The 23311-nt window shown below is 67.1% G+C and carries 27 protein-coding genes; 14 read left to right on the forward strand and 13 right to left on the reverse strand.

Annotation, left to right across the window (positions count from 1 at the left end):
* Nucleotides 1–261: 261 nt before the first annotated feature.
* Nucleotides 262–483, reverse strand: a complete 222-nt coding sequence (locus tag KQ297_RS08110) for a hypothetical protein (RefSeq protein ID WP_259738976.1) — start codon at nt 481–483, stop codon at nt 262–264.
* Between the two features lie 78 nt (nt 484–561).
* Nucleotides 562–891, reverse strand: coding sequence for a hypothetical protein (locus tag KQ297_RS08115; protein WP_311133991.1), 330 nt, complete (start codon nt 889–891; stop codon nt 562–564).
* A gap of 65 nt (nt 892–956) precedes the next feature.
* On the opposite strand from KQ297_RS08115, the gene KQ297_RS08120 reads away from it, so the two are divergent.
* From KQ297_RS08120 to KQ297_RS08130, 3 genes are all read left to right on the forward strand, one after another.
* Nucleotides 957–1478 carry an AbrB family transcriptional regulator gene (locus tag KQ297_RS08120; RefSeq protein WP_259738977.1) on the forward strand — a complete coding sequence of 174 codons (522 nt, stop codon included), beginning with the start codon at nt 957–959 and terminating at the stop codon, nt 1476–1478.
* A gap of 80 nt (nt 1479–1558) precedes the next feature.
* Complete coding sequence (locus KQ297_RS08125; protein WP_399251471.1) at nt 1559–2062, forward strand: DUF6554 family protein; 504 nt, start codon at nt 1559–1561, stop codon at nt 2060–2062.
* On the forward strand, nt 2043–2471 hold the full coding sequence (locus KQ297_RS08130; protein ID WP_259738978.1) for a hypothetical protein: 429 nt from the start codon (nt 2043–2045) through the stop codon (nt 2469–2471). The genes KQ297_RS08125 and KQ297_RS08130 overlap by 20 nt, the downstream gene beginning before the upstream one ends.
* 1 nt (nt 2472) lies before the next feature.
* On the opposite strand, the gene KQ297_RS08135 is transcribed toward KQ297_RS08130, so the two are convergent.
* The gene (locus KQ297_RS08135) at nt 2473–4089 is read right to left on the reverse strand and encodes a DEAD/DEAH box helicase (RefSeq protein ID WP_259738979.1); all 1617 of its coding nucleotides are present in this window, start codon (nt 4087–4089) and stop codon (nt 2473–2475) included.
* A 139-nt stretch (nt 4090–4228) separates the two neighbouring features.
* On the opposite strand from KQ297_RS08135, the gene KQ297_RS08140 reads away from it, so the two are divergent.
* Complete coding sequence (locus tag KQ297_RS08140; RefSeq protein ID WP_259739027.1) at nt 4229–4627, forward strand: HNH endonuclease; 399 nt, start codon at nt 4229–4231, stop codon at nt 4625–4627.
* A 10-nt stretch (nt 4628–4637) separates the two neighbouring features.
* Here the strand turns inward: KQ297_RS08140 and KQ297_RS08145 are convergent, their stop codons facing one another.
* Nucleotides 4638–4856, reverse strand: coding sequence for a serine protease inhibitor (locus KQ297_RS08145; protein ID WP_259738980.1), 219 nt, complete (start codon nt 4854–4856; stop codon nt 4638–4640).
* 32 nt (nt 4857–4888) lie between these two features.
* Between KQ297_RS08145 and KQ297_RS08150 the strand changes: the two genes are divergently transcribed.
* Nucleotides 4889–5851 carry an SDR family NAD(P)-dependent oxidoreductase gene (locus tag KQ297_RS08150; protein ID WP_259738981.1) on the forward strand — a complete coding sequence of 321 codons (963 nt, stop codon included), beginning with the start codon at nt 4889–4891 and terminating at the stop codon, nt 5849–5851.
* On the opposite strand, the gene KQ297_RS08155 is transcribed toward KQ297_RS08150, so the two are convergent.
* Nucleotides 5797–5976 (reverse strand): hypothetical protein, encoded by a 180-nt coding sequence (locus KQ297_RS08155; RefSeq protein ID WP_185474775.1) that lies wholly within the window; start codon nt 5974–5976, stop codon nt 5797–5799. The two genes, KQ297_RS08150 and KQ297_RS08155, sit on opposite strands and share 55 nt — an antisense overlap.
* Here KQ297_RS08155 and pdxA point away from each other — a divergent pair.
* A complete protein-coding gene (gene pdxA / locus KQ297_RS08160; protein WP_259738982.1) occupies nt 5975–7009 on the forward strand; it encodes a 4-hydroxythreonine-4-phosphate dehydrogenase PdxA in 1035 nt (344 codons plus the stop codon). The genes KQ297_RS08155 and pdxA overlap by 2 nt on opposite strands.
* 7 nt (nt 7010–7016) lie before the next feature.
* Here the strand turns inward: pdxA and accB are convergent, their stop codons facing one another.
* Both accB and efp read right to left on the reverse strand, forming a co-directional pair.
* Nucleotides 7017–7508 (reverse strand): acetyl-CoA carboxylase biotin carboxyl carrier protein, encoded by a 492-nt coding sequence (gene accB, locus KQ297_RS08165; protein ID WP_185464765.1) that lies wholly within the window; start codon nt 7506–7508, stop codon nt 7017–7019.
* A gap of 5 nt (nt 7509–7513) precedes the next feature.
* Nucleotides 7514–8074: an elongation factor P gene (efp, locus tag KQ297_RS08170; protein WP_259738983.1), complete on the reverse strand. Its 561-nt coding sequence runs from the start codon at nt 8072–8074 to the stop codon at nt 7514–7516.
* A gap of 129 nt (nt 8075–8203) precedes the next feature.
* Between efp and KQ297_RS08175 the strand changes: the two genes are divergently transcribed.
* Both KQ297_RS08175 and thiL read left to right on the forward strand, forming a co-directional pair.
* A complete protein-coding gene (locus KQ297_RS08175; RefSeq protein WP_259738984.1) occupies nt 8204–9349 on the forward strand; it encodes a peptidylprolyl isomerase in 1146 nt (381 codons plus the stop codon).
* Nucleotides 9342–10364, forward strand: a complete 1023-nt coding sequence (gene thiL / locus KQ297_RS08180; RefSeq protein WP_259738985.1) for a thiamine-phosphate kinase — start codon at nt 9342–9344, stop codon at nt 10362–10364. Before KQ297_RS08175 ends, thiL begins: the two co-directional genes overlap by 8 nt.
* Nucleotides 10365–10469: 105 nt before the next feature.
* Here thiL and KQ297_RS08185 read toward each other — a convergent pair whose 3' ends face one another.
* A complete protein-coding gene (locus KQ297_RS08185; RefSeq protein ID WP_259738986.1) occupies nt 10470–11492 on the reverse strand; it encodes a type I glyceraldehyde-3-phosphate dehydrogenase in 1023 nt (340 codons plus the stop codon).
* Nucleotides 11493–11656: 164 nt separating this feature from the next.
* On the opposite strand from KQ297_RS08185, the gene murC reads away from it, so the two are divergent.
* Genes murC through KQ297_RS08200 form a run of 3 tightly spaced genes read left to right on the forward strand, consistent with a single transcriptional unit; the run spans nt 11657 to nt 14434 of the window.
* A complete protein-coding gene (gene murC, locus KQ297_RS08190) occupies nt 11657–13120 on the forward strand; it encodes a UDP-N-acetylmuramate--L-alanine ligase (RefSeq protein WP_259739028.1) in 1464 nt (487 codons plus the stop codon).
* A gap of 3 nt (nt 13121–13123) precedes the next feature.
* Nucleotides 13124–14077 (forward strand): UDP-N-acetylmuramate dehydrogenase, encoded by a 954-nt coding sequence (murB, locus tag KQ297_RS08195; protein WP_259738987.1) that lies wholly within the window; start codon nt 13124–13126, stop codon nt 14075–14077.
* A 21-nt stretch (nt 14078–14098) separates the two neighbouring features.
* Nucleotides 14099–14434 carry a YbaB/EbfC family nucleoid-associated protein gene (locus KQ297_RS08200; protein WP_185464771.1) on the forward strand — a complete coding sequence of 112 codons (336 nt, stop codon included), beginning with the start codon at nt 14099–14101 and terminating at the stop codon, nt 14432–14434.
* A gap of 5 nt (nt 14435–14439) precedes the next feature.
* Here the strand turns inward: KQ297_RS08200 and rsgA are convergent, their stop codons facing one another.
* Genes rsgA through grpE form a run of 4 tightly spaced genes read right to left on the reverse strand, consistent with a single transcriptional unit; the run spans nt 14440 to nt 17571 of the window.
* On the reverse strand, nt 14440–15441 hold the full coding sequence (gene rsgA, locus KQ297_RS08205; protein ID WP_259738988.1) for a ribosome small subunit-dependent GTPase A: 1002 nt from the start codon (nt 15439–15441) through the stop codon (nt 14440–14442).
* Complete coding sequence (locus tag KQ297_RS08210; protein WP_259738989.1) at nt 15431–15724, reverse strand: sulfurtransferase TusA family protein; 294 nt, start codon at nt 15722–15724, stop codon at nt 15431–15433. The genes rsgA and KQ297_RS08210 overlap by 11 nt, the downstream gene beginning before the upstream one ends.
* Before the next feature lie 12 nt (nt 15725–15736).
* Nucleotides 15737–16849: a molecular chaperone DnaJ gene (dnaJ, locus tag KQ297_RS08215; protein WP_259738990.1), complete on the reverse strand. Its 1113-nt coding sequence runs from the start codon at nt 16847–16849 to the stop codon at nt 15737–15739.
* Nucleotides 16849–17571 carry a nucleotide exchange factor GrpE gene (grpE, locus tag KQ297_RS08220; protein WP_259738991.1) on the reverse strand — a complete coding sequence of 241 codons (723 nt, stop codon included), beginning with the start codon at nt 17569–17571 and terminating at the stop codon, nt 16849–16851. Before grpE ends, dnaJ begins: the two co-directional genes overlap by 1 nt.
* A gap of 102 nt (nt 17572–17673) precedes the next feature.
* Here grpE and KQ297_RS08225 point away from each other — a divergent pair, with 102 nt between their 5' ends.
* From KQ297_RS08225 to KQ297_RS08235, 3 genes are read left to right on the forward strand one after another with little or no spacing between them, the layout of a single operon-like run.
* Nucleotides 17674–19473, forward strand: a complete 1800-nt coding sequence (locus KQ297_RS08225; RefSeq protein ID WP_259738992.1) for a GspE/PulE family protein — start codon at nt 17674–17676, stop codon at nt 19471–19473.
* Between the two features lie 56 nt (nt 19474–19529).
* Nucleotides 19530–20609 (forward strand): type IV pilus twitching motility protein PilT, encoded by a 1080-nt coding sequence (locus KQ297_RS08230; RefSeq protein ID WP_304623082.1) that lies wholly within the window; start codon nt 19530–19532, stop codon nt 20607–20609.
* An 11-nt stretch (nt 20610–20620) separates the two neighbouring features.
* Nucleotides 20621–22024: a type II secretion system F family protein gene (locus KQ297_RS08235; protein WP_259738993.1), complete on the forward strand. Its 1404-nt coding sequence runs from the start codon at nt 20621–20623 to the stop codon at nt 22022–22024.
* Here KQ297_RS08235 and KQ297_RS08240 read toward each other — a convergent pair.
* Nucleotides 21989–23311 carry an NAD(P)/FAD-dependent oxidoreductase gene (locus KQ297_RS08240; protein ID WP_259738994.1) on the reverse strand — a complete coding sequence of 441 codons (1323 nt, stop codon included), beginning with the start codon at nt 23309–23311 and terminating at the stop codon, nt 21989–21991. The two genes, KQ297_RS08235 and KQ297_RS08240, sit on opposite strands and share 36 nt — an antisense overlap.

Below are 23311 nucleotides of genomic sequence, written 5' to 3' on the forward strand. Positions count from 1 at the left end.
CTCACAGTCCAGAGCCTTGAGAAGCGCCTGTGCGGCTTCGGTGAGATCACCCCGCTGGGCAGCAGCCCGGGCCCGGGATTCGTGCACGGCCGCATCCCGGAGATACTGGCTTCGTTGCTCAGATCCCTGTGACATGGCGATCGATGATCGCGTTTGAACCGCAAGCACAACAACTGATCAATCTGGTCCCATTGTATCGCTTGTGGGAGAAGTTGGCCCGAAAGGGACAGAAATGCAGACAGGGTGTTGCTGTTCCCTGTGTCAGGTGCCTGGCTCTTCACCCGGATCACCGAGGGCATCGATCTGGGTGCGCAACTGACTGGCTCGGCTGCTGTCGCCGCGGCTGATGGCGATGGCCAGAGCGAACTCCAGTTTCTCAAGCTGGTGACCACCTTCGATGTACCCAGGGCGGTGAGGGGCGGATTGCGGGGCCGACGACCCCCCGGAGCGGGGCAGGGGGCAGGCCGGGTAAGTGTTGACCATGGTTGTTTTTCTTTTCATTCTGCCACCCGAAACCAGCCAACCGCCAGGTCGCGTGATATCCAGCCCTGATCTCCGGCGCTAAGCGGCCTGATCCAGATCGCGGGAGGGAGAGAGGACCTCAACAGGTGCGGCCACCACCTGGGGAGACGGCGCCTCAGGAGCAGACGTCTCCAGCAGCTGGCGGCAGTCCCGCAGCAGCACGTCCACATTGGTGAGGGCCTGGAGCTGATCTGGCTCCGGTCGCTGGCCCTCCTCCACGGCCATTTCCAGGAGTCCAAGCCGTTGCTCGAGGTGCACCAGCCGGTGCGAGAGCGCTGCCACGGTCTGGGCAAGATCCTCCGCGGTGCGGGTGATGCGGAACGACACCGATTCAGGGGCCATGGCCTTTTCGCCAAGAAGGCCGATCACAACACAGAACCACCCACAGCTCAACCCATCTCCCAGACTGAGCTGTCCTGGCGTCACCTGCGGGCATGTCAAGCCTGGCCACCCTGGCGATCTACCTCCTGGCCGGCCTCGGGGGCGGCCTGGTCGCCCTGCTCACGGGCATCCCGGCCGCTCCCCTGGCGGGTGCCCTGCTCGGCGCGGGCCTGGTGAGCGTGAGCGGACGCTGGGATCTGGCCCACTGGCCCCCTGGAACGCGCACCGGCCTGGAGATCGCCATCGGCACAGTGATCGGCACCAGCCTCACCAGCTCAGCCCTGTCGGAACTTCGGCAGCTGTGGCGGCCGGCGCTGCTGATCACGGTCACCCTGGTGGCCACCGGCCTTGTGGTCGGCCTCTGGAGCAGCCGACTGCTGGGCATCGATCCAATCATCACCCTGCTGGGGTCAGCCCCTGGTGGCATCAGCGGCATGAGCCTGGTGGGTGCTGAATTCGGCGTCGGCGCCGCCGTGGCCGCCCTGCACGCGGTGAGGCTGATCACGGTGCTGGTGGTGGTGCCCGTGGTGATCAGGCTGGTGCTGGCATTCACAGCTGGTCATTCCTCCAGGTGAGCCACCGGAGAACTCCCCCTCGACAGTCCGGAGACGACCGATACGTTGGTGCCCGAAGCCTGGTTGCCCGGACTGAATTCATGCCGCCCCGTCCTCACTGCCCTTGCCCGACGTCGGCCGACATTGCCAGGGGTCGCCGGCTGAGATCGGCTCTGCGCGCGGTTCTGGCGCCTGCCCTGGTGATCCTGAGCAGCCCGTTGCCGCTGCTGAGCCAACCCATGCAGCTCAGCCAGATCATCCAGCCTGACCCCAGCGATCCGGGTCACAAAGGAGCAGAGGTGTACTGCTTCATGCGCAAGGCCGGCAACAACCATGAGGTGAGCTGGACCGCCGCCTATGCCTTGATCAAACGCCAGAGCGCCAGTCTGTTCAAGACCTCCCCGGAGCACGGCGCCGTGATGATCACCGAGGCCGTGGTCAAGTCTCCCGATGCCTATCCCGACTGCGGCCAGTTCCTTGGCGCCCTGTACGGCAGTGAAAAGCCGGCGCCCCTACAGACGGACATCCCCGCCAGCGGCACCGGTGGGCCGGTTCCCCTCCCCAGCGGCGGCGGAACCACACGCCATGACCGCTATTCCTACTGATCCCCGCCAGGTTGATGGGCGTCGAGCGCTCCGGGGCTGGGGCCTGATGCTGGTCCTGGCGCTCAGCGGCTGCGCCGCAGAGCCCTTGGGCAAGGACGGGCCACGGCTGCGTGAGGACCAATGCCTCGATGAGGTCAGGGTGGATGCGCTCGATCAGGCTCTGGAGCGCTGTGACCGGGTGGTGGACACCTTCCCTCGTGCGGCCCGTCCGCTCAGCGATCGCTTCGTGCTGCACACCCTGCGGGGAGATCACGGCAGGGCCTGTCAGGACATCGAGAAGGCCGCGGCCCTGCTCAGGTCAGCCTCCGACGGCAAGCCTTCGGCGCCGGAGGGCGATCCCCAGCTGGTCACCGACATCCGGGTGCGCCAGGAGAGCTGCCGCGACATCCCTGCGGCGGCGTCCCCCTGAATCACCAGGCCTCCAGCAACTGGCGCACCATGGCGGGCAGGGCCTGACGGCGCAGGATCGCCTGGCGTCCTCCCAGAGCCAGGTCGATCCGCTCGGCCTTGCTGGCGATCAGACCATCCACCAGCTGATCGGCCACCCCCAGCTGAAGCCAGTGGGCCGTGAGGGGCCCAGCCATGCCGATGCGATGAGCACGGTCTTCGGCCTGCTCGGTGTCCCCCGGGGTCCAGGGCCTCTCCAGCAGCACCACATGACTGGCGCGGTGCAGGGTGAAGCCGAGGCCCGCCACGGCGAAGGTGGCCACCAGCAGGGGCACCCGTCCGGCCTGGAAGCGCTCCACCTGGCGCTGCCGCTCCTGCGGCCTCAGCCGGCCCGTGAGCAGGGCACCGCCCAGGCGCGCAGCCAGTCGCTCGGCAGGGGCCACAAAAGCCGTGAACACCACCACCGATGAACCGCCAGCCAGCAACTCCGTCACCAGGTCCTCGGCCGCCGGCAGCTTGTAAGAAGCACCGATCTGCCTGAGGGCGGTGAGCATCGCCAGGGATTCGGCATCGCGGCGCACCTCGCCCCTGGCCGCGCGCCGGCGGTAGTGCTCCACGCGCTGCTGCAGCTCATGCTCAAAGCCCAGGGCATGGCTGGCGCTGAGGGCCACAGGGCAGACCAGACGACGCTTGGGGGGAAGGTCAAGGCAATCCTGTTTGCGCCGGTGCAGCAGCAATGGCCTGATCAGCCGGTGCAGCTCCTCCAGGCGTTCGGCGCCGCTGGCCTGCCAGTGGCGCCGCCCACCGCGTTCGCGCCAGTGGCCCTGGCAGTAGGTCTGCTCGAAGCTGAGCTGATCCCGGCCGAGGGGGTGATCGATCGCCGCCAGCAGGGGAAAGAGCTGCACCGGGCGCCCGTTCTTCATGGGAGTGCCACTCAGGAGCCAGATCGCCCGCAGGCGTGGGTGACGGGCCAGTCGCAGCAACGCCCGGGTGCGAGCCGCCCCCAGGTTCTGGGCGAAGTGGGCCTCATCCACGATCAGCACCGTGCCGGCTGGGGGCAGCTCGGCCGGCAACCGCGCCCAGCTGAACAGCTCGACAGCCAGCTCCAGGGCCAGGGCCTCCTGTCGCCAGAGGCCATGCAGACCCACGGGGGCCACCACGGCGATGCGGCAGTGCGCGCAGCGGGACAGGGCCCGGGCCGCCACCAGGGCCGTGAGGGTCTTGCCCAGGCCCATCGCGTGGGCCAGGATCGCCCCGCGGCGAGCCAGCAACCAACGGGCCGCCGTGCGCTGATGGCTGAACAGCTGCCGCCCATCCGGGAGGGGGTCCTCCAGCTGGGCCGCCGCCACCAGCTGGCGGTGCGGCGGCAGGGGGGGCAACGGCTGGCGCAACCAGGCGATCCACTGGGCCAGGTCGGGCTCGATGGCGAAGCGCGCCCCCAACAGCTCCTGCAACGCGCCTGCAGCCTCGAGGGGAAACTCCCAGCAGTGGGCCTGGGCACGCCAGCGACCCGTCGGCCTGATCCTGCGCAGCTGGGCCTGGGTGACCGGATCGAACGGGGAGATCACCTCGATCAGACCGCAGGACCCAAGCCGCAGCAGACAGCGCGACGGTGTTGTGCGCGAAGCTCGCAGGGGCACCACCGCGCTTCGTGGACCTGGATTCTAGTCAGCGATGCCCTGCGAACAAGCCCATCGCGATCAGCTTGAAAAACTGAAGTCCTCGACACATTGACAGACCAGAAGCCATGGGCAAACTGTCCGCAACCGAGGCATGGGAATGCAGGTCAGGGATGCGGTCTTCCTTGAGGATCTCTGCCCAAAGTTACGCGTCAGACGCTGGAGACAATCCCTGCACAAACAAACTCAACATCGTTGTATTTATTGCGGAAATCGCTCCGAATCCATCGATCATCTGCTGCCGCGCTGCCGCGGCGGGCTGAGCGTGACGGAGAACTGCGTTCCGGCCTGCCTGGCCTGCAACGGCCACAAGAGCGACGCCGACGCCTTCGATTGGTACAGGCGCCAGCGCTTCTACGACCCACGCCGCGCGATGGCGATCCGGGCCTGGATGGATGGGGACCTGCGCTTGGCCGTTCGGCTGCTGCAATGGGCCACCCCTGAGCCGGCGGTGGCGCCAGCACCCCAGGCTGCAGCCCTGAGCCTGCAGGCGGCCTGAGCCACACCGCTCACCAGACCCGGCAGGCCTCCGGTCCGTGATGGCGCGCGCAGATGGCCCCGAGCTGCTCGGGCTGCTCGGGCGCCACCAAGGCGGCCGTGAGCACAAGGACCACCACCAGCAGAGGGAACGCCCCCAGGACCCGGGGGCGACTCCAGGGGCGGACCTGGCCTGGACGCACCAGGCTGGAGGAGAGGGAACGGGGTGTAGAGAAGCAAGAGGCGGCCATCAACGGATCCGAGAAGTGATACAGGTGTACTCATGACTTCTCTTGCTGTCAACGGCGGCCCCTGGAGGGGAGCCTCCGGCCGGATGCTTGTGCTGGGGGGCGGCTACTGCGGCCAGCGCTTCGCCTCCGCCGTGGCCGCGACCGGGATGCCTGTGCTGATCAGCCACCGGCCCGGTGAGGATCCCCCGGCCGCGGAGGGGATCCAGCCGGTGCCCTTCGCCAGCCAGCTCAGGCCGGGAATCGACCCTGCTGCCCTGGAGGGGGTCACCCATCTGTTGATCACCATTCCCCCGGACCGCGAGGGCAAGGATCCGGTTCTGGAGAGTCTTGGGAACAGCCTGGTCGGCCTTCCCTTGCAGTGGGTGGGCTACCTCTCCACCTCCGGGGTCTATGGCGATCGGGGCGGCGCCTGGGTCCAGGAAAGCGACACCCCCGCTCCGAAACTTCCCCGCAGCCGGGCACGGCTGGCCTGCGAGCAGGCCTGGCGGGCCAGCGGTCTGCCCCTGCAGGTGTTCCGTCTGCCGGCGATCTACGGACCGGGACGCAGCCCGTTCAACGGACTGCGCGCGGGCAGCAGCCGCCTGATCCACAAACCCGGGCAGGTGTTCAGCCGCATCCACGTCGCTGACATCGTCGGAGGCCTGCTGCACAACCTCGCCCTGCCCGGGGACAGCAGGCCGGCGCTGCTCAACCTGGCGGACGACAGACCCTGCCCATCGAGTGAAACCCTGGGCTATGCCGCCCACCTGATGGACTGCAAACTGCCCGACGTGGAGCCCTATGAGCGGATCCAGGAGAGTCTGAGCCCGATGGCCCGCAGCTTCTGGGGGGAGAACCGCCGGACCAGCAACAGGCGGCTGCGCCTGGAGCTGGGGTACCGGCTGCGCTACCCCAGCTACCGGGAAGGGTTCAAAGCCTCACTGCTGGAGGAGCTGGATCTTCAGCGAGGGGCAGGCTCCCCATCCCCGGGACAGACCGGTGTCGCCAGCGGCTGAAGATCGTTGAGGGTTGGAATGCTCAGGTCACGCTTCAGCCGACACCAGTCGATCACCACCCAACCCTTCTGCAGACCCTGACCCAGGCCCAGCACCAGTCCCCCCAGAAGCAACCAGCGGATCATGACTCTCGAGGCCACTGGCCTTCACGCTAAGCAGGGACCCGGACGGGGGCCCATTGCCCTGGCCCTGGGAGATCCGGCCGGCATCGGCGCCGAGGTGACCCTCAAGGCCCTGGCAGCCCTGGAGGCACGGGGTGTGACCCCCGATGTACGGCTGGTGGGCTGTCGCCGCTGGCTGGAGCGGACCTACATGGACCTGCGCAGCCGCGGGGGGGCACCGCTGGTGGATCCAGGCTCCTACCCGATCCTCGACAGACCTCTGGGGGAGTGGATCGCCCCTGGCCAGGGCACGGCCGTCAGTGGTGCCGCCAGCTTCGGCTGGCTGAATGCGGCGGTGGATCTGGTGCTCAGCGGCCAGGCCCGGGCGCTGACCACAGCGCCGATCGCAAAACATGCCTGGCATGCCGCCGGCCATCGCTACCCCGGCCAGACCGAACGACTGGCGGAACTCTGCGGGCAGACACAGGCCTCGATGCTGTTCACGGCCCGATCGCCCGGAGGCACCTGGCGGCTGAACACGCTGCTGGCCACCACCCACATCCCCCTGGCCCGGGTGCCCCAGGCGCTGAGCCCCGCCCTGGTGGAACGGCAGCTGGAGGTCCTTCTGGGGTTCTGCCGGCGGTTTCACCCCCATCCCAGCCTGGTGGTGGCAGGGCTGAATCCCCACGCGGGTGAAGCCGGCCAACTGGGCGTGGAGGAGCAGGACTGGCTGATCCCACTGCTGGAGAGCTGGAGGCGGCGCCACCCGACGGTGGCCCTGAGGGGGCCGCAACCGCCGGACACCTGCTGGCTGGAGGCAGCGGCAGCCTGGCGGGGGGAGGGACGGGGCGCCGATGGTTACCTGGCGCTCTACCACGATCAGGGCCTGATCCCGGTCAAACTTCTGGCTTTCGATGCTGCCGTGAACACCACTCTGGGGCTGCCCTTTCTGCGCACCTCACCGGATCACGGCACCGGGTTCGACATTGCCGGAGCTGGCCTGGCCCGCTCCGACAGCATGGTGGCGGCCCTGGAAACCGCCTGGGAACTGGGTTAAGCGGAGGTCAGGAAGGTTTGACCCGCAATAGCACCTGGCCGAATTCCACCGGGGTGCCGTTCTCCACCAGGATCTCCACCAGCTCACCGCTGACCTCGGATTCCAGCTCATTCATCAGCTTCATGGCCTCGAGAATGCAGACCGGCTGGCCGACGCTGATGCGGCTGCCGAGCTCCACGAAGGGGGGGTCACCGGGTGACGGGGAGCGGTAGAAGGTGCCCACCATCGGTGCGGTGATCTCCAGCAGGTCGGCCCTGAGCGCCGGCGGGGCCGGCGGTGGGGCGGAGGGGGCACTGACTGCGGCGGCGCCCTGGGCCGGCGGGGCGGGCGCCGCCGCTGCTGCCGGCAAGGGGGCAGGGACTTGCTCCGGCGGGGCCGGAGCCTGAAGGTTGCGGCGCACCTCCAGGCGGAAGTCGTCACCTTCGAGCTTCAGCTCCTGGATGTCGCTCTGCTCCAGGAAGATGAGCAGTTGCTGCAGTTGGTCGTTGTCGAGCTGCATGACGATCAGGACTCCCGGCCGAGGTAACTGTCGTTGCGCGTGTCGATCTTGATCTTCTCGCCGATGGTGATGAACAGGGGCACCATCACCTGGGCGCCTGTCTCGACGATGGCGGGCTTGGTGCCGCCGGTGGCCGTGTCACCCTTGACGCCCGGATCGGTCTGGGTGACCTCAAGCACCACGGAGTTGGGCAGCTCCACCTCAAGCGGGGAGTTGTTCCAGGACACCACGTTCACCTCCATGCCCTCCTTGAGATATTTACGCCCCTCGCCGATCTGCTTGGCGGAAAGGCGCGTCTCCTCGTAGGAGGCCATGTCCATGAAGACGTACTCCTCCCCCTCCATGTAGGTGTGTTGCAGCGTGGATTTCTCCAGCTGGGCCTGGGCAACGGTTTCGCCAGCGCGAAAGGTCTTCTCGACCACGTTGCCGCTCTGCACGGCCTTCAGCTTGGTGCGCACGAAGGCCGAGCCCTTGCCGGGCTTGACGTGCAGGAACTCGACGACCCTCCAGACCTGTCCATCGAGCTCGATGGTGGTGCCAGTTCGGAAGTCGTTGCTCGAGATCATTCCGGCGGAACGGGTGAGCGGGATTGTACGGCTGGCCGTCGAACCCCTCCGCCGGCCTGGGTCTGGTCACCGGCGAGCTGTGCCAAAGTCCGAAGTACGGCAGATCGCCCGCTGATCGGCAGGAACGCCATGGACAGGAGTTGGTTACAACCAGAATCCCAACGCACGCCTCAGCACCGACAAGCGCTGCGGCCCAGGGGATCCTGGCAGGCCCTGGGGAGCCTGCTGCTGGCGCTGGTGCTGGTCAGCGGCGTCAGCCTCGTCCGGGTCGTCCCGGTGGCGGCGGCTTTGCCACCGGGGAATGCCGTCACCGATCCTGCCGCCCTGCTGCGCAATGCCCTGCCGATCGAGCAACCCGATCTTCAGAAGCTGCAGCATCGCCTTGAAGACAGCAGTGACGACCTGCGCGCCAAGCGCTGGAGCGCCCTGACCGGCAACGCCCGCAGGACTCAGGCGCAGCTGAGCAGCCGCCGCGCCGCACTGCTGGAGGCCTTCCAGCCCGAGCAGCGGGACCAGGCCAAGGCCCTGCTCGCCAGCCTGGAATCCGAGCTGCAGGCCGTGGCCGAAGCCGCCGAACAGCAGAACCGTGAGGCCTTTCTCGCCACTCGCCGCAGGGCCCTGACCACCATCGGCGAAGCGGAAGCCCTGCTGGTGGGGCCGTTCCCCTTCGAGATACCCGAAGCGTTCGCCGACCTGCCCAGGCTGCTGGGTCGCGCCACCGTCAAGCTCACCACCACCAAGGGCGATCTCACCGCCGTGGTGGATGGGTACAACGCACCGCTGACAGCGGGTGCCTTCGTCGACCTCGTGCAGCGGGGCTTCTACGACGACCTGCCCTTCATCCGCGCCGAGGACTTCTACGTCCTTCAGACCGGCGATCCGAAAGGATCCGCCAGCGGCTACCTGGACAGCTCGGGGCAGGAACGGCATGTGCCGCTGGAAATCATGGTGCCGGGCCAGAGCCAGCCCTTCTACAACCAGACGTTCGAAGATCTCGGCCTGTTCAAGGCCACCCCTGTGCTTCCCTTCGCCACCAAGGGAACCCTGGGCTGGGCCCATTCCGACCAAGCCCTCGATGATGGCTCCTCCCAGTTCTTCCTGTTCCTGTTCGAAGCGGAGCTCACCCCGGCTGGCCTGAATCTGATCGACGGCCGCTACGCCGCCTTCGGGTACGTGGTCGACGGCTTCGATGTGCTCCAGGAGCTCACCGCCGACGACGGCATCGTCAGGGCGACGGTTGTGGAAGGGGCCGATAACCTGCGGCCCCATGCCTGAAGGCTCCAGTGGCACGCCCACACTGGCCGATCTGGGGGAACGGGAACTGATCAAACGGCTGGGGGCCTATGCCCCTGCGGGACAGTTCGACGACGATGCCGCCCTGCTGGACACCCCATCGAAGCGGACGCTGGTGGTGAACACCGACGTGCTGGTGGAGGGGGTGCATTTCAGTGACGCCACCATGGCCGCCGCGGATGTGGGCTGGCGGGCGGTGGCGGCCAACCTCTCGGACCTGGCAGCGATGGGATGCCGTGAGGTGCTGGGGGTGACGGTGGCCCTGGTGGCACCGGCGGCCACTCCCTGGCCCTGGGTGGAGGGGGTGTATCAGGGACTGAGTGCCGCCCTCGCCCGCTATGGGGGCACCCTGCTCGGGGGCGATTGCAGCGGGGGCAGCCTGCGCCTGCTCTCTCTGACGGCCCTGGGACGGCTGGGGCCGGACGGGCCGATCCGGCGGCGGGATGGTCGCCCCGGCGATGCCCTGGTCTGCACGGGAGCCCACGGCCTCAGCCGCCTGGGGCTGGCGGCACTGCTCCAGGAGGCCCGCACGGCCGCATCCCCTGACTGGCGCCAGGCTTCTTCATCCCTGCTGGAGCGCGCCGTGGTGGCCCACCGCAGGCCCCAGCCCCGGCTGGATGCCGTGCAGGTGCTGGCGGCATGCCGGCCCAGCGGCCTCCCCTGGCGTGTGGCAGGCACCGACAGCAGCGATGGCCTGGCGGCTGCCCTGGGATGGCTGGGCCGGGGCAGCGGATGTGATGCCCTGCTGGAGCGGCAGGCGTTGCCCCTCGATCACGAGATGGCCGCCCTGAATGCAGCCGAATCCTGGTGCCTGAACGGCGGTGAAGATTTCGAACTGGTGCTGGCCCTCGACCCAGGCTGGGCCCAGCGGCTGATCCTTGCCCTGCCTGGAGCACGACGGATCGGATCACTGACCAGGGGGGCAGGAGAGCTGCGCTGGGCTGATGGGGGATCTCCCCTGGCGAACCCAGAAGCAGGCTTCACCCATTTTCACTGAACCGTCGCCAATGCTCCTCCCGGCGGGCCGCTGGGGCGGTGGGACCCACGAAAAAGCCGCCCCCGAACGGGAGCGGCCGGCAAGCGAACGCTCAGAACCAGGGACTCACTTCCAGTTCCTGGCCACCAGCTCTGCCAGATCGACGACCCTTTGGCTGTAACCCCACTCGTTGTCGTACCAAGAGATGACCTTGACCATGTTGTCGCCCATCACCAGCGTGAGATCGGCATCCACGATTGTGGATTCATCGGTGCCTGCGTGGTCGGAGGAAACCAGAGGCAAATCACAATACTTGATGATACCTTTCATGCCATTCTCGGAAGCTTCCTTGAGCACCGCATTCACTTCTTCACGGCTGGTGCCACGGCTCACCTCCATCACGAGGTCGACAACGGACACATTCGGCGTGGGCACACGCATGGCGATGCCGTTCAGTTTGCCCTTCATCGGGGGGTAGACGAGAGCTACGGCCTTGGCGGCACCGGTGGAGGTGGGAACGATGTTGATCGCAGCGGCACGGGCACGGCGCAGATCACGGTGGCTGGCATCGAGAATGCGCTGGTCACCGGTGTAGCTGTGGGTGGTGGTCATCGTGCCTTTGACGATCCCGAAGGCCTGGTCCAGCACTTTGACCAGGGGGGCCATGCAGTTGGTGGTGCAGCTGGCGTTGCTGATCACGTTGTAGTCGTCGTGGCGGTACTGATCGTCGTTGACACCAACGACGAAGGTGCCGACTCCTTCGCCCTTGCCCGGTGCCGTGATCAGGACCTTGCTGGCACCAGCCTTGAGATGTTTTCCGGCACCCTCGGTGTCAATGAAGACCCCGGTGGATTCGATCACCAGATCAACACCCCAGTCCTTCCAGGGAAGATTGAGTGGATTGCGATCGGAGAAACATTTGATCGACTTGCCGTTGACGGTGAGCGTGTCATTGGTGTGACCCACCACGGTGTCACGAATCTTGCCCAGCATCGAGTCGTACTCGAGCAGATGGGCATTGGTGCGCGGATCAGACGTGTCGTTGAGGCCCACCACCTCAATGCCGGTGTTCTCGCCACGGCTGAGCCAACAACGCATGAAGTTGCGACCGATCCGGCCGAATCCATTGATCGCAACGCGCAGGGTCATGGCAGGAACGGGAAACCCGTTGACAAGGGGAGTTTGGCTGCCGATCATACAGAAATGGGCTGCCGGCTCCAGGACACACCCGAGCCGCAGAGCCAAACAAGCGTTAAAAGGGGAGAGACAACGGCAGCGTCAACGCCTACCTTCGGGTCCGCATGGAGACGCTTTTGGGACCGCTGCTCGACCACCGGGCTCCCCTCCACTTCATCGGGGTCGGCGGCATTGGCATGTCGGCGCTGGCTGGAATTCTGGCCGACCGGGGTTTTCAGGTCAGCGGATCCGATCCGCGGCAGAGTCCCGTGCTTGAAGCCCTCGGGCGTCGTGGGGTGCGGGTCTTCAGCCAACAGGGGGCGGCCACCATCGCAGCCCTTCGAGCTGGTGCTGGAACACCGCCGCTGGTGGTGATCAGCACGGCGGTGCCGGCGGACAACCCTGAGCTTCTGGCGGCACGCCAGGCCGGTCTGACGATCTGCCACCGATCCGACGTGCTGGCGGCGCTGATCAACGCACAGCCCTCGATCGCCGTGGCGGGCAGCCATGGCAAGACCACCACCAGCACCTTGATCGCCACCCTGCTGGCGGCCACCGACCAGGACCCCACCGCCGTGATCGGTGGCATCGTGCCGGCGTTTCAGAGCAATGCCCGCAGCGGCCGGGGCCGCCTGCTGGTGGCCGAGGCGGATGAATCGGATGGCTCCCTGGTCAAATTCCGATCCAGCCTTGGACTGATCACCAACCTCGAGCTCGACCACACCGATCACTACCCCGATCTCGAGGCCCTGGTCGAGACCCTCCAACGCTTCGCGGGAGGGTGCGGATCCCTGCTCGCCAACGCCGATTGTCCGGTGCTGCGCCAACATTTTCAGCCCGGCGCCTGGTGGTCGATCGAGCGCTGCGACGGCGTCGACTTCTCCGCCCTGGCGGTGGAGGAACACGGCGGGGGCACCCTGGCCGACTTCTACGAGAACGGAGAGCTGGTGGGGCGCTTCAGCCTGCCCCTGCCGGGACGCCACAACCTCAGCAACGCCACCGCTGCCCTGGCGGCCTGCCGGCTGGAGGGCGTACCCTTCGCCGCCCTGGCTGCGGCGATGCGGACCCTGCGCTCGCCCGGACGGCGATTCGACTTCCGGGGCGATTGGGCAGGTCGCCAGGTGGTCGACGACTATGCCCATCACCCCAGCGAGGTGGAGGCGACCCTGCACATGGCCCGGTTGATGGTGACCAGCGGCCGCAGCCCTCTGCCGAAAACTCCCAGGCGGGTGGTGGCCGTGTTCCAGCCCCACCGTTACAGCCGCACGGCCGAATTCCTGGACGCCTTCGCCGCCGCTCTGGCCCTGGCTGACTCGGTGCTGCTCGCCCCGCTCTATGCCGCTGGGGAAACCGCCATCCCCGGGATCGACAGCCAGGCCCTGGCCGGTCGCCTGCGTCAACTCCGTCCTGGACTGCCCCTTCAGGTGAGCGCCACCCTCGACCAGCTGGCGGATCAGGTGGCGCGCCGCAGCCAACCCGGCGACCTGGTGCTGGTGATGGGAGCCGGCGATGTGAACGGTCTCTGGGGTCGCCTGCAGGCACTGGCACAGCTGAAGCCGCCGGATGCCCCGGATGCTCCACCCGCCCGCCTGGCCGCCTGAGCCGTGCCCCTCCTCCCGGCCCACCGGCCACCCCAGAGCCAGGTGTCTCTGGCCGACTACACCACCTGGAAAGTGGGTGGACCGGCCCAATGGTTCGCTGAACCGGTCAGCCGCGAGGAACTGATCGCCCTGGCCCTCTGGGCGTTCTCGGAGGGCCTGCCCCTGCGCCTGATCGGTGCCGGCTCAAACCTGCTGGTGAGCGACGGCGGCCTCGACGGACTGACCCTCTGCAACCGCAGGCTGCAGGGCAGCGTCATCGAGTCGACCACGGGGCTGGTGGAAGCCCAGGCAGGCGAGCCCATCCCCACCCTGGCGCGCAAGGCGGCCCGGGCGGGCCTGAGCGGCCTGGAGTGGGCGGTGGGCATCCCCGGCACCGTTGGCGGGGCCGCAGTGATGAACGCGGGCGCCCAGGGGGGCTGCACAGCAGACTGGCTCCAGGAGGTCACGGTGCTCGATCCCGCTGGGGGGGGTGAGCCCTTCGTGCTCCAGGGCCGCGAGCTGGAGTTCGCCTACCGCCACAGCCGCCTGCAGCGGGAGCCCCTGCTGGTGCTCTCGGCCCGGTTTGGCCTCAGTGCCGGCCACGATCCGAGCGAGATCAGCCGTCGCACCAGCGCCAACCTTTCCAGTCGCACCAGCAGTCAGCCTTACCAGCAGCCCAGCTGCGGCAGCGTTTTCCGCAATCCGGAGCCCCGCAAAGCCGGCCAGCTGATCGAGCAGCTGGGGCTCAAGGGGCTGGCGGTGGGTGGGGCGATGGTCTCGCCGATCCACGCCAACTTCATCGTCAACACCGGCGGTGCCAGCGCCCACGACATCGACCGACTGATCCGGCTGGTCCAGCAGCGGGTCTTCGACGCCCACGGCATCGAGCTCCACCCGGAGGTGAAGCGTCTGGGTTCCTTCCCCGCCGGCAGGACAGGGGCGCGGAGCCAGAGCTTCGAAGGGGAGGCCGTAGCCTGAGGCGGCGCTCTTGATCTCCGCATGGCAGGCTTCGGACTACCCAACTTCGGACAGCTGACCGAAGCCTTCCGCAAGGCCCAGCAGATCCAGCAGGACGCCCAGAAGCTTCAGGACGAGCTGGACGCCATGGAGCTGGAGGGCAGCAGCGCAGATGGCCGGGCCAGCGTCTGGCTGACCGGCAACCAGCAACCACTGAAGGTGAGGATCGCCCCCGAGCTGCTGAACGACGGGGCTGAGGCCACCGAGGCGGCCACCCTGGAGGCCCTCAGGGCCGCCTACGACCTCTCCACGGGCACGATGAAGGAGCGGATGGAAGAACTCACCGGCGGACTGAACCTGCCAGGCCTGGGGAGCTGAAGGGGTCAGCCCGGATCAGGAGCCTCCTGACGCTGACGACGACGGGAGGGCTGTCCAGGTCCTCCCTGGCCACGAGCCGCCAGAAACGTCCCACGGCTCTGCTCCAACTCAGCCAGCCCTTGCAGGTAGTAGTCGTAGCGGTCCCAGGCCGTCCCCACCCGACAGCCGGGATCGCCACGATGCCGGCAGTTGCTGAAGCGACAGGCCCCCCCCTGCAGCGCCTGGGCAATCTCCGGAAACAGCGCCGGCAGAACCGCAGGGTCGCGGGGCAGATCCGGCCGGTTGAACCCTGGGGTATCGGCGATCAGAGCCCCCGGGGCCAGGGGAAAGAGCTCCACGTGTCGGGTGGTGTGACGCCCACGCCTGAGCCGCCCTGAGACGGAGCCGACCCGCAGCGCCAGCGCCGGCACCAGGGCATTGAGCAGGCTGCTCTTTCCCACCCCGGAAGGGCCACAGACCACGGCGATTCCGGGCTGGGCCAGGCGCTCCTTCAATGGAGCCAGGCCTTCGCCGCTGGCCGTGCTGACGGAGATCGGGTCATAGCCCCAGCCGCACAGCCGCCGCCGCCAGTGTTCGAGCTGATCGCGCGGGGCCAGGTCGGCCTTGGAGAAGACCACCTGCACAGGCTGACCGCTGTGCTCGGCCGTGAGCAGGAACCGGCTGATCTGTTCCGGATCCGGGGCGGGCTCGGCCATGGCCACAACCACCACGATCCGGTTGCAGTTGGCCACGGGTGGACGCCCCAGCAGGCTGGTGCGGGGCAGCAGGGCACCAACGGCAGCACGGCCGGCCGGCCAGTCAATGCCCTCGAGTCCCACCCGATCACCCACGTGGATCCGGGCACCCGCCTGGTCCAGCCGGGTGCGGCGGGTGCAGAGCAGCCGATTCAGGCCTCCGGGGCCAGGAATCTCCAGGTTCACCTGGCAGAAGTTGGCCTGAATCGCCGTGACCAGGCCCCTGACCATCACCCTGTCGTGTTCAGCGCTGGCCTCGGCCTCAGCCCCCATGGCGACGGATCCACAAGCGGACGCCCTCCTGCCCTAGAGCCTCCTGACTGCCTGCGCTGGTCGCCGGTCCACGCTCCACCCGGTGGCCCTCCTGGCTCAGCCCTTCGCCCACCATCAGCTCAGGCTCACCGGCGTCGAGATCGAGCTGCAGCCAGTCGCCCACGGCGATGGTTTCGAGCGCCAGACGGCTGCGGATGAAGTTGAGGGGACAGGGGGTGCCCCGCAGATCAAGCCGCAGGGCGGGCTCCGCGGGTGGAGGCTCCGGTGGAGGGCTGCTGGTCACAGGGCCATGGGGTTATCCGAACAGTCCACCGAACAGTCCACTCTTGTGGGGGTGGTCCTTGGCGGAATGGTGACCCGCCAGCTGCTCCAGCAGGTCCCGTTCGTGGTTGCTGAGCTTGGTGGGCACCTGCACCTTCACGTTGAAGAGATGGTTGCCCCGGGCCACCGGGTTGCCCAGCTTGGGGACACCCTTGCCCGTGAGGGTGAGGGTGGTGCCGGGTTGGGTGCCCGCCGGAATCTCCAGGTTTGCCGCCCCATCCACCGTGTCCACCTCGATCGTGTCGCCCAGGATCGCCTGCAGGTAGTTGACTGCCACATCGGAGTGGATGTGGATCCCGTCACGGCGCAGCTTGTCGTGGGACTGAACGAACAGGTACACGTAGAGGTCGCCGGCAGGACCGCCGCGCTGACCGGCATTGCCCTCGGCGGCCACCCGCAGACGGGTGCCTGAGTCGACCCCGGCCGGAATGGTGATCCGGAGTTTCTTGCGCACCTGCTGAACGCCCTGGCCGCCACAGGCGCCGCAGGGGTCGGCGATCACCTGACCGGTCCCTTCGCAGGTGGGGCACGGGGCCACCTGGGTGAAGCTGCCGAAGGGGGTTCGCGTCGCCCGACGCACCTGACCCTGGCCGCCGCAGGTGCCGCAGGTGGTGGGTCCGCTGCCGCTCTTGGCGCCGCTGCCCTTGCAGGTGTCACAGGTTTCCAGGTGCCTGATCTGCACCTCCTTCTCCTGCCCGAAAACCGCTTCGTTGAAGCTGATGCTCAGATCGAGGCGCAGGTCATCCCCCTGGCGGGGGCCACGGCGGCGAGAGGCTCCGCCGCCGCCTGCGGCCCCGCCGAAGCCACTGAAGAAGGTCTCGAACAGGTCCGCGAACCCTCCCATGTCGCCCATGTCGGGGGCACCGGCGCCCGAGATGCCCGCCTCACCGAACTGGTCGTAGCGAGCCCGGGTCTGGGGATCACTGAGCACCTCGTAGGCCCGGCCGATCTCCTTGAAGCGATCCTCCGCGCCTGGATCCTTGTTGATGTCGGGGTGGTACTGCCGGGCCAGGCGTCGGTAGGCCCGCTTGAGGGTGTCCGCGTCCGCGTCACGGGACACTCCCAGCAGGTCGTAGTACTCGGCCATCAGCTGGATTCCTCACCACCTGCAGTCCCGTCCTGGGAGAGGGGCGCGGCCCCCTCCGAGGCCCCGGGACCCGGTCCCATCGAGACTTTGACCAGAGCATGGCGCAGCACGCGCCCATTCAGCTGATACCCGCGCTGGAGTTCCTCGATCACCAGATCCTCGGCCAGCTGGTCACTGGGCTCCCGCAGCACCGCCTCATGCAGGCTGGGATCGAAGGGTTCTCCCTCCACCCGCATCGCCGCCACCCCCAGCTGCTTGAAGGCATCGACGAGTTGCTTGTACAGGCCCTGGTAGCTGCGGTGGAGGGTCTGAGCCTCCTCGCTCTGGGGATCGAGCTGCTGGCGGGCGCGGTCGAAGTTGTCGACCACAGGCAGGATCTCGCTGAGGGTGGAGCAGGCGATCTGCAGACGCAGGTCCTCCTGGTCACGGCTCTGGCGCTTGCGGAAGTTGTCGAAGTCGGCGGCCATGCGCATGTACTGGCCACGCAGACTCTCATGTTCGCTGCGCAGCTTCTCGAGTTCCGCAGCCAGTCGTTCGGCCTGGGGCTCCGGGTCCGTCTCGCCAGTTGCCGCGGACGACCCCTGGGGGCCAGCGGAGGAGGGCTCCGGCGCGGAGGTGGTGTCGGATGCAGCCTCCACCACCTCCGTAGGCACAGGGTCTTGAAGAGGGGAGTCCGCCTGGGCTGCGGGATCCTGAGAAAAGGGAATGGCTTCGCCGCTCATGCTGACTGAACCGCCTATCGGTCCTAAACATGTTGAAGGTCGACGGGCTCCTCCCACAAGCGGCGGAAGCCCGCACCTGATTCCTTCTGCCCCGCCCAGGCCATGACCCTCTCGGCGAAACGGCCGGTCCCTGTGGCCAAGACCCTCCAGCAGAGGCGCCTGGAGGCCGAGCTCCTGAGCGGAGAGAAGCTCCTGCAGCCGGAGGATCTGCAGCTCGCCGATCCACGGGCGGCCGAATCCTGCCCGGCGATCGAGGCCCAGCGCTGGCGGGAGTGGGTGGCCCTGCCGCTGACGCGCCAGGGGGAGCGGCTGTTGATCGCTGTACCGAGCCACTGGCCGGCGCCTCAGCGCCGGCAGCTGGAGGAAGCCGTGCGCGCCAACGGCATCACCCCGGAGCTGCGCCTGGGCCTTCAGGAGGAGATCAGTGAGGCCCTGCTCCAGAAGATGGCCGACCGTCGCCATCGTCCCAGCGAGGACTCCTCCCGGCCCACCGGTCTGTCGCTGTTGGAGGGCCTCAGCCTGGAGAACCGCCTGGAGGAGGCTCCTGCCGAGCAGGACCAGGAGCTGGACCTGGAAGCAAGCCTCAAGGCCTCCAACGCTTCGCCGGTGGTGAGCCTGGTGAACCGGATTCTGATCCAGGCCATGGACTCAGAATCGAGCGACATCCACGTGGAGCCGGAGGAGGACGGGCTGCGGATCCGCTTTCGCCAGGACGGCGTGCTCCACCCGGTGGAACATCTGCCCAGGACCCTGGCACCGGCGGTCACCTCCCGGTTCAAGATCATGGCCGAGCTGGACATCGCCGAGCGGCGGATGCCCCAGGACGGGCGCATCCGCCGGGTCTTTCGCGGCCGCACGATCGAGCTGCGGGTGAGCACCCTGCCGGGCCGCTGGGGGGAGAAAGTGGTGCTGCGACTGCTCGACAGCGGCAGCACCCGCCTCGGACTGGACAGTCTGATCACCGATTCAGCCTCCCTGGCGACCGTGCGCGCGATGGGCATGAGGCCCTTCGGGATGGTGCTGGTGACGGGGCCCACCGGGTCAGGGAAATCGACCACGCTCTATTCCCTGCTGGCGGAGCGCAACGAACCCGGCATCAACATCTCCACCGTCGAGGATCCGATCGAGTACATGCTCAAGGGCATCACCCAGACCCAGGTGAACCGCGACAAGGGCTACGACTTCAGCACCGCCCTGCGGGCCTTCATGCGCCAGGACCCCGATGTGCTGCTGGTGGGAGAAACCCGGGATGGCGAGACGGCCAAGACCGCCATCGAAGCCGCCCTGACCGGACACCTGGTGCTGACCACGCTGCACTGCAACGACGCCCCCAGTGCCATCGCCAGGCTCAATGAGATGGGAGTGGAGCCCTTCATGGTGAGCGCCTCCCTGATCGGGATCGTCTCCCAGCGGCTGTTGCGCAAGGTGTGCGAGACCTGCCGGGTGCCCTACCACCCCGGGGAGGAGGAGCTGGGCCACTTCGGCCTGTTCGCCAGTCAGGAGCAGGCCATCACGTTCTACAAGGCCCACCGAGGCGCCAGGGCCGACGGCAGCACCTGTCCCACCTGCCAGGGTCGTGGCTACAAAGGCCGCATCGGTGTCTATGAAGTGGCACGGATCAACGACAACCTCGCCAGTGCCATCGCCAAAGGCGCCAGCACCGATGTGATCCGCAAGCTCTCGATCGAGACCGGCATGAAGACCCTGCTGACCTACGGCCTCGATCTGGTGCGCCACGGCCACACCACCCTGGCGGAAGTGGAGCGGATGCTGCTCACCGACACGGAGCTGGAAATGCAGCGACGCGCCCAGGCCCTCACCACCCTGACCTGCCAGGGCTGTGGGGCCGGCCTGAAGGATGAGTGGCTGGAGTGCCCGTACTGTCTGACAGCCCGCGGCTGAGTGTTGCGGGGGCAGGAAGCCGCCTTCAGACTTCAGATCAACCCGGCACGGTCCTGATGGAGCTGCAGATCGAGGAGTTGATGGAGGAGCTGGTCGAGCAGAAGGGCAGCGACCTCCACCTCTCAGCCGGTCAGCAACCCTACGGACGCTTCAACGGGGAGCTCAAGCCGATGCGGGAGCAGGCCCTGAGCGAGGAATCCTGCAACCGCATGATCTTCTCGATCCTCACCAACTCCCAACGCAAGCAGCTGGAACAAACCTGGGAGCTGGACTGCTCCTATGGCCTGCGGGGCCTGGCCCGGTTCCGGATCAACGTGTTCAGCCAGCGGGGCACCTACGCCGCCTCGATGCGGGCCCTCAGCAGCAAGGTGCCCACACCGCAGGAGCTGGACCTGCCACCGGTGGTGGTGGAGATCACCAAGCGGCCCTCCGGACTGGTGCTGGTGACAGGGCCGACCGGATCGGGCAAGAGCACCACCCTGGCCTCCCTGCTCGATCACATCAACCACAGCCGGGCCGAGCACATCATCACGATCGAGGACCCGATCGAGTTTGCCTACACCAATGACAAGAGCCTGATCCATCAGCGGCAGCTCAACGAAGACACCAAAAGTTTCAGCAATGCCCTGCGGGCGGCCCTGCGTGAGGATCCCGATGTGATTCTCGTTGGGGAAATGCGCGACCTGGAAACCATTCAACTGGCGATCACGGCCGCTGAAACCGGACACCTGGTGTTCGCCACCCTGCACACCAGTTCCGCTGCCCAGACCGTCGATCGCATGGTGGACGTGTTCCCCGCCGGCCAGCAGTCGCAGATCCGCACCCAGCTCAGCACGAGCCTGGCGGCGATCTTCGCCCAGACGCTCTGCCTGCGGAGTTCACCTTCCAGCCACAGCTATGGCCGGGTGATGGCCCAGGAGATCATGGTCAACACCCCGGCCCTGGCGAACCTGATCCGAGAGGCGAAAACCGCTCAGATCTATTCCCAGATCCAGACCGGCGGCCAGCTGGGTATGCAGACGCTGGAGAAGGCCCTCTCCGATCTGGTCCGACAGGGGGACATCTCCCTGGAGGAAGCCCGCTCGAAATCAACCAAACCGGATGAGTTGAACCGGCTGCTTGGCAACTCCCTCTGATCCGATCCACCATGCCTGCTTTTCTGGCCACGTACACCAGCACCCAGGGAGACCAGCGTGAGCTTCGGGTCGAAGCCACCGATCTGCCCACGGCCCGCCGCAACCTGCGCCGGAAGGGCATCCTGGCCCAGTCCCTGGTGCCGGCCGGTGATGGGCCCACACCGATCTTCTCCGCCACCTACGCCAACCAGCGGGGCCAGCAGAAAGTAATTCAGCTGGCCGCCCCCGATCTGGCCAGCGCCAAACGAGACCTGCGCCGACGGGGCATCGCGGCGACGGCGGTGATGCCCATCGCCTCCACCCGCTCGGTGCAGGCCAGTGGCAACAAGAACAGCGCTGGGCTGTTCAGCACGGATCTGGGATCCTTGTTCGAAGCCAGACCAAACGTTCGTGACAAGGCGCTGTTCGCCAGCAAACTCTCTGCCCTGGTGAATTCAGGCGTGCCGATCGTGCGAGGCCTCACCCTGGTGGCGAAGCAGCAGAAGAAACCGATGTTTCGGCGCGCCCTTAACGCCGTCGCCAGCGATGTGAGCCAGGGGGTGAGCCTGGGCGTGGCGATGCGCCGCTGGCCAAAGGTTTTCGATCGGATCACCATCGCCATGATCGAAGCCGGCGAACTTGGTGGGGTTCTGGATGAAACCCTGAAACGACTGGCACTGTTGCTTGAGCAGAATGCCAAGCTCCAGAATCAGATCAAGGGAGCTCTGGCCTACCCGATCATCGTACTGGTGATCGCCGTCGCCGTCTTCCTCGGCATGACGATTTTCCTGATCCCCACCTTCGCCGACATCTTTGAGCAGCTGGGCGCCGAACTGCCAGCTTTCACCCAGATGATGGTGAATCTGAGTGCACTGTTGCGCTCGGTTTTCTCACTCTTTCTGATCGCCTTTCTGATTCTGGCTGGATGGTTGTTCGCTGGGTTCTACAAGACGCCCGTGGGGCGTCGTCGTGTGGACGGGTTCATTTTGAAGACCCCTCTCTTTGGCGACCTGATCCAGAAAACCGAAACAGCTCAATTCTGTCGAACGTTCAGCTCACTGAGCAAAGCAGGAGTTCCGATTCTGATGAGTCTTGAGATCGTTCGAGACACCTCACGAAATTCAATTTTTGCCGATACTATCGAAGATTGCCGTGTAGAAATCCAGGATGGAATTCCCGTGAGTGTTGCCCTCTCCCGCAGAAATGTGTTTCCAGAAATGGCACTCAGCATGCTGGCAATCGGCGAGGAAACCGGTGAGATGGATGCCATGCTCTCCAAGGTCGCTGATTTCTACGAAGACGAGGTGGAAATGGCTGTCAAAGCACTGACATCTCTTCTGGAGCCTGTGATGATTGTGCTCGTCGGAATCATTGTGGGCTCCATCCTCGTGGCGATGTATCTACCGATGTTCACGGTTTTCGACAAGATCCGCTGAGCGCGGCCCTACGGGATCGCAGGTGTGGCTCTCGCGGGCGATGGCACCGCCGGCCAGCCAGCCACTGGTCCAGCAGTGCTGGAAGTTGAAGCCGCCGGTGACCCCGTCCACATCCAGAAGCTCACCGGCGAAGTACAGACCTGGCTGCAGGCGGCTCTCCATCGTGGCCAGGTTCACCTCCCCCAGACTGACGCCACCCGCCGTGACGAATTCCTCGCCGAAGGGGCCGCGCCCGCCCACCGCGTAGGTGCTGGAGCGCAGGGCGCCCAGCAGGCTGTCCTCGTCGCGCCGGCGCAGATCAGCCCAGCGCTGGTCGGGAGTCACCCCATGGCGCTCCAGCAGGTGGATCCAGAGGCGGCGGCTGAGCTCGGGCCAGGGGCGGGCATTGAGCAACTGGCGGCGGGCCTGCTCGGCGCGGGCGGTCTGGAAGCGCTGCGCCAGCTCAGCGGCAGAGCAGCCGCCACTCCAGTCGATGCTCAGCTCGGCGCGGTAGCCGCTGTCCTTGAGCGCCCGGGCCGCAAAAGCGGTGAGCCTCAAGGTGGCCGGACCGCTCACGCCCCACCCGGTGATCAGCAGCGGTCCCCGCTCGCGAAAGCGCCCGGAGGGCAGCCTCAGCTCCAGCCCCACAGGATCCATCACCACCCCGCGCAGAGCCGCCAGGGGGTTGGCCTCCAGGGCCAGGGTGAACAGGGATGGCACCGGCGCCACCACGCCGTGGCCCAACTGGCTCGCCAGCTGGCGACCACTGGGGTGGCCGCCGGTGGCCAGCAGCAGGCGAGCGGCACTGAGGGTGCTGGAGGCAGCAGGAGCGAGCCCCGGGGCCATGCGCAACCGCAGGCTGAAACCACCACCCTCGCGTGGCTCCACCTGGCGCAGGGAGGCTCCTCTCCAGACGATCACCCCGGCGGCCTCGGCGGCGGCCTCCAGCACGGCCACCACGCTGCTGGAGCGGTTGCTGCGGGGAAAGAGGCGGCCATCGGGTTCCTCCACCAGCTCCAGACCCCGCTCGGCGAACCAGGCCAGGCAGTCGCCAGGGGCGAAACGGCTGAACGGCCCGCGCAGAGCCCGAGACCCCCGGGGGTAGTGCCCCACCAGGGCCCGGGGATCCCAGCAGGCATGGGTGACGTTGCAGCGCCCGCCGCCGCTGATCAGCACCTTTCCCAGCGGCTGGGGTGTGGCCTCCAGCAGCAGCACCCCCGCCAGCCCCTGCTCCGCGGCGGTGATGGCCGCCATGTAGCCCGCTGGCCCGCCCCCGGCGACCACCAGGGACCAGTCGACAGGCAGCAT

Source organism: Synechococcus sp. CS-205 (assembly GCF_025128255.1).
Lineage (GTDB): Bacteria > Cyanobacteriota > Cyanobacteriia > PCC-6307 > Cyanobiaceae > Regnicoccus_A.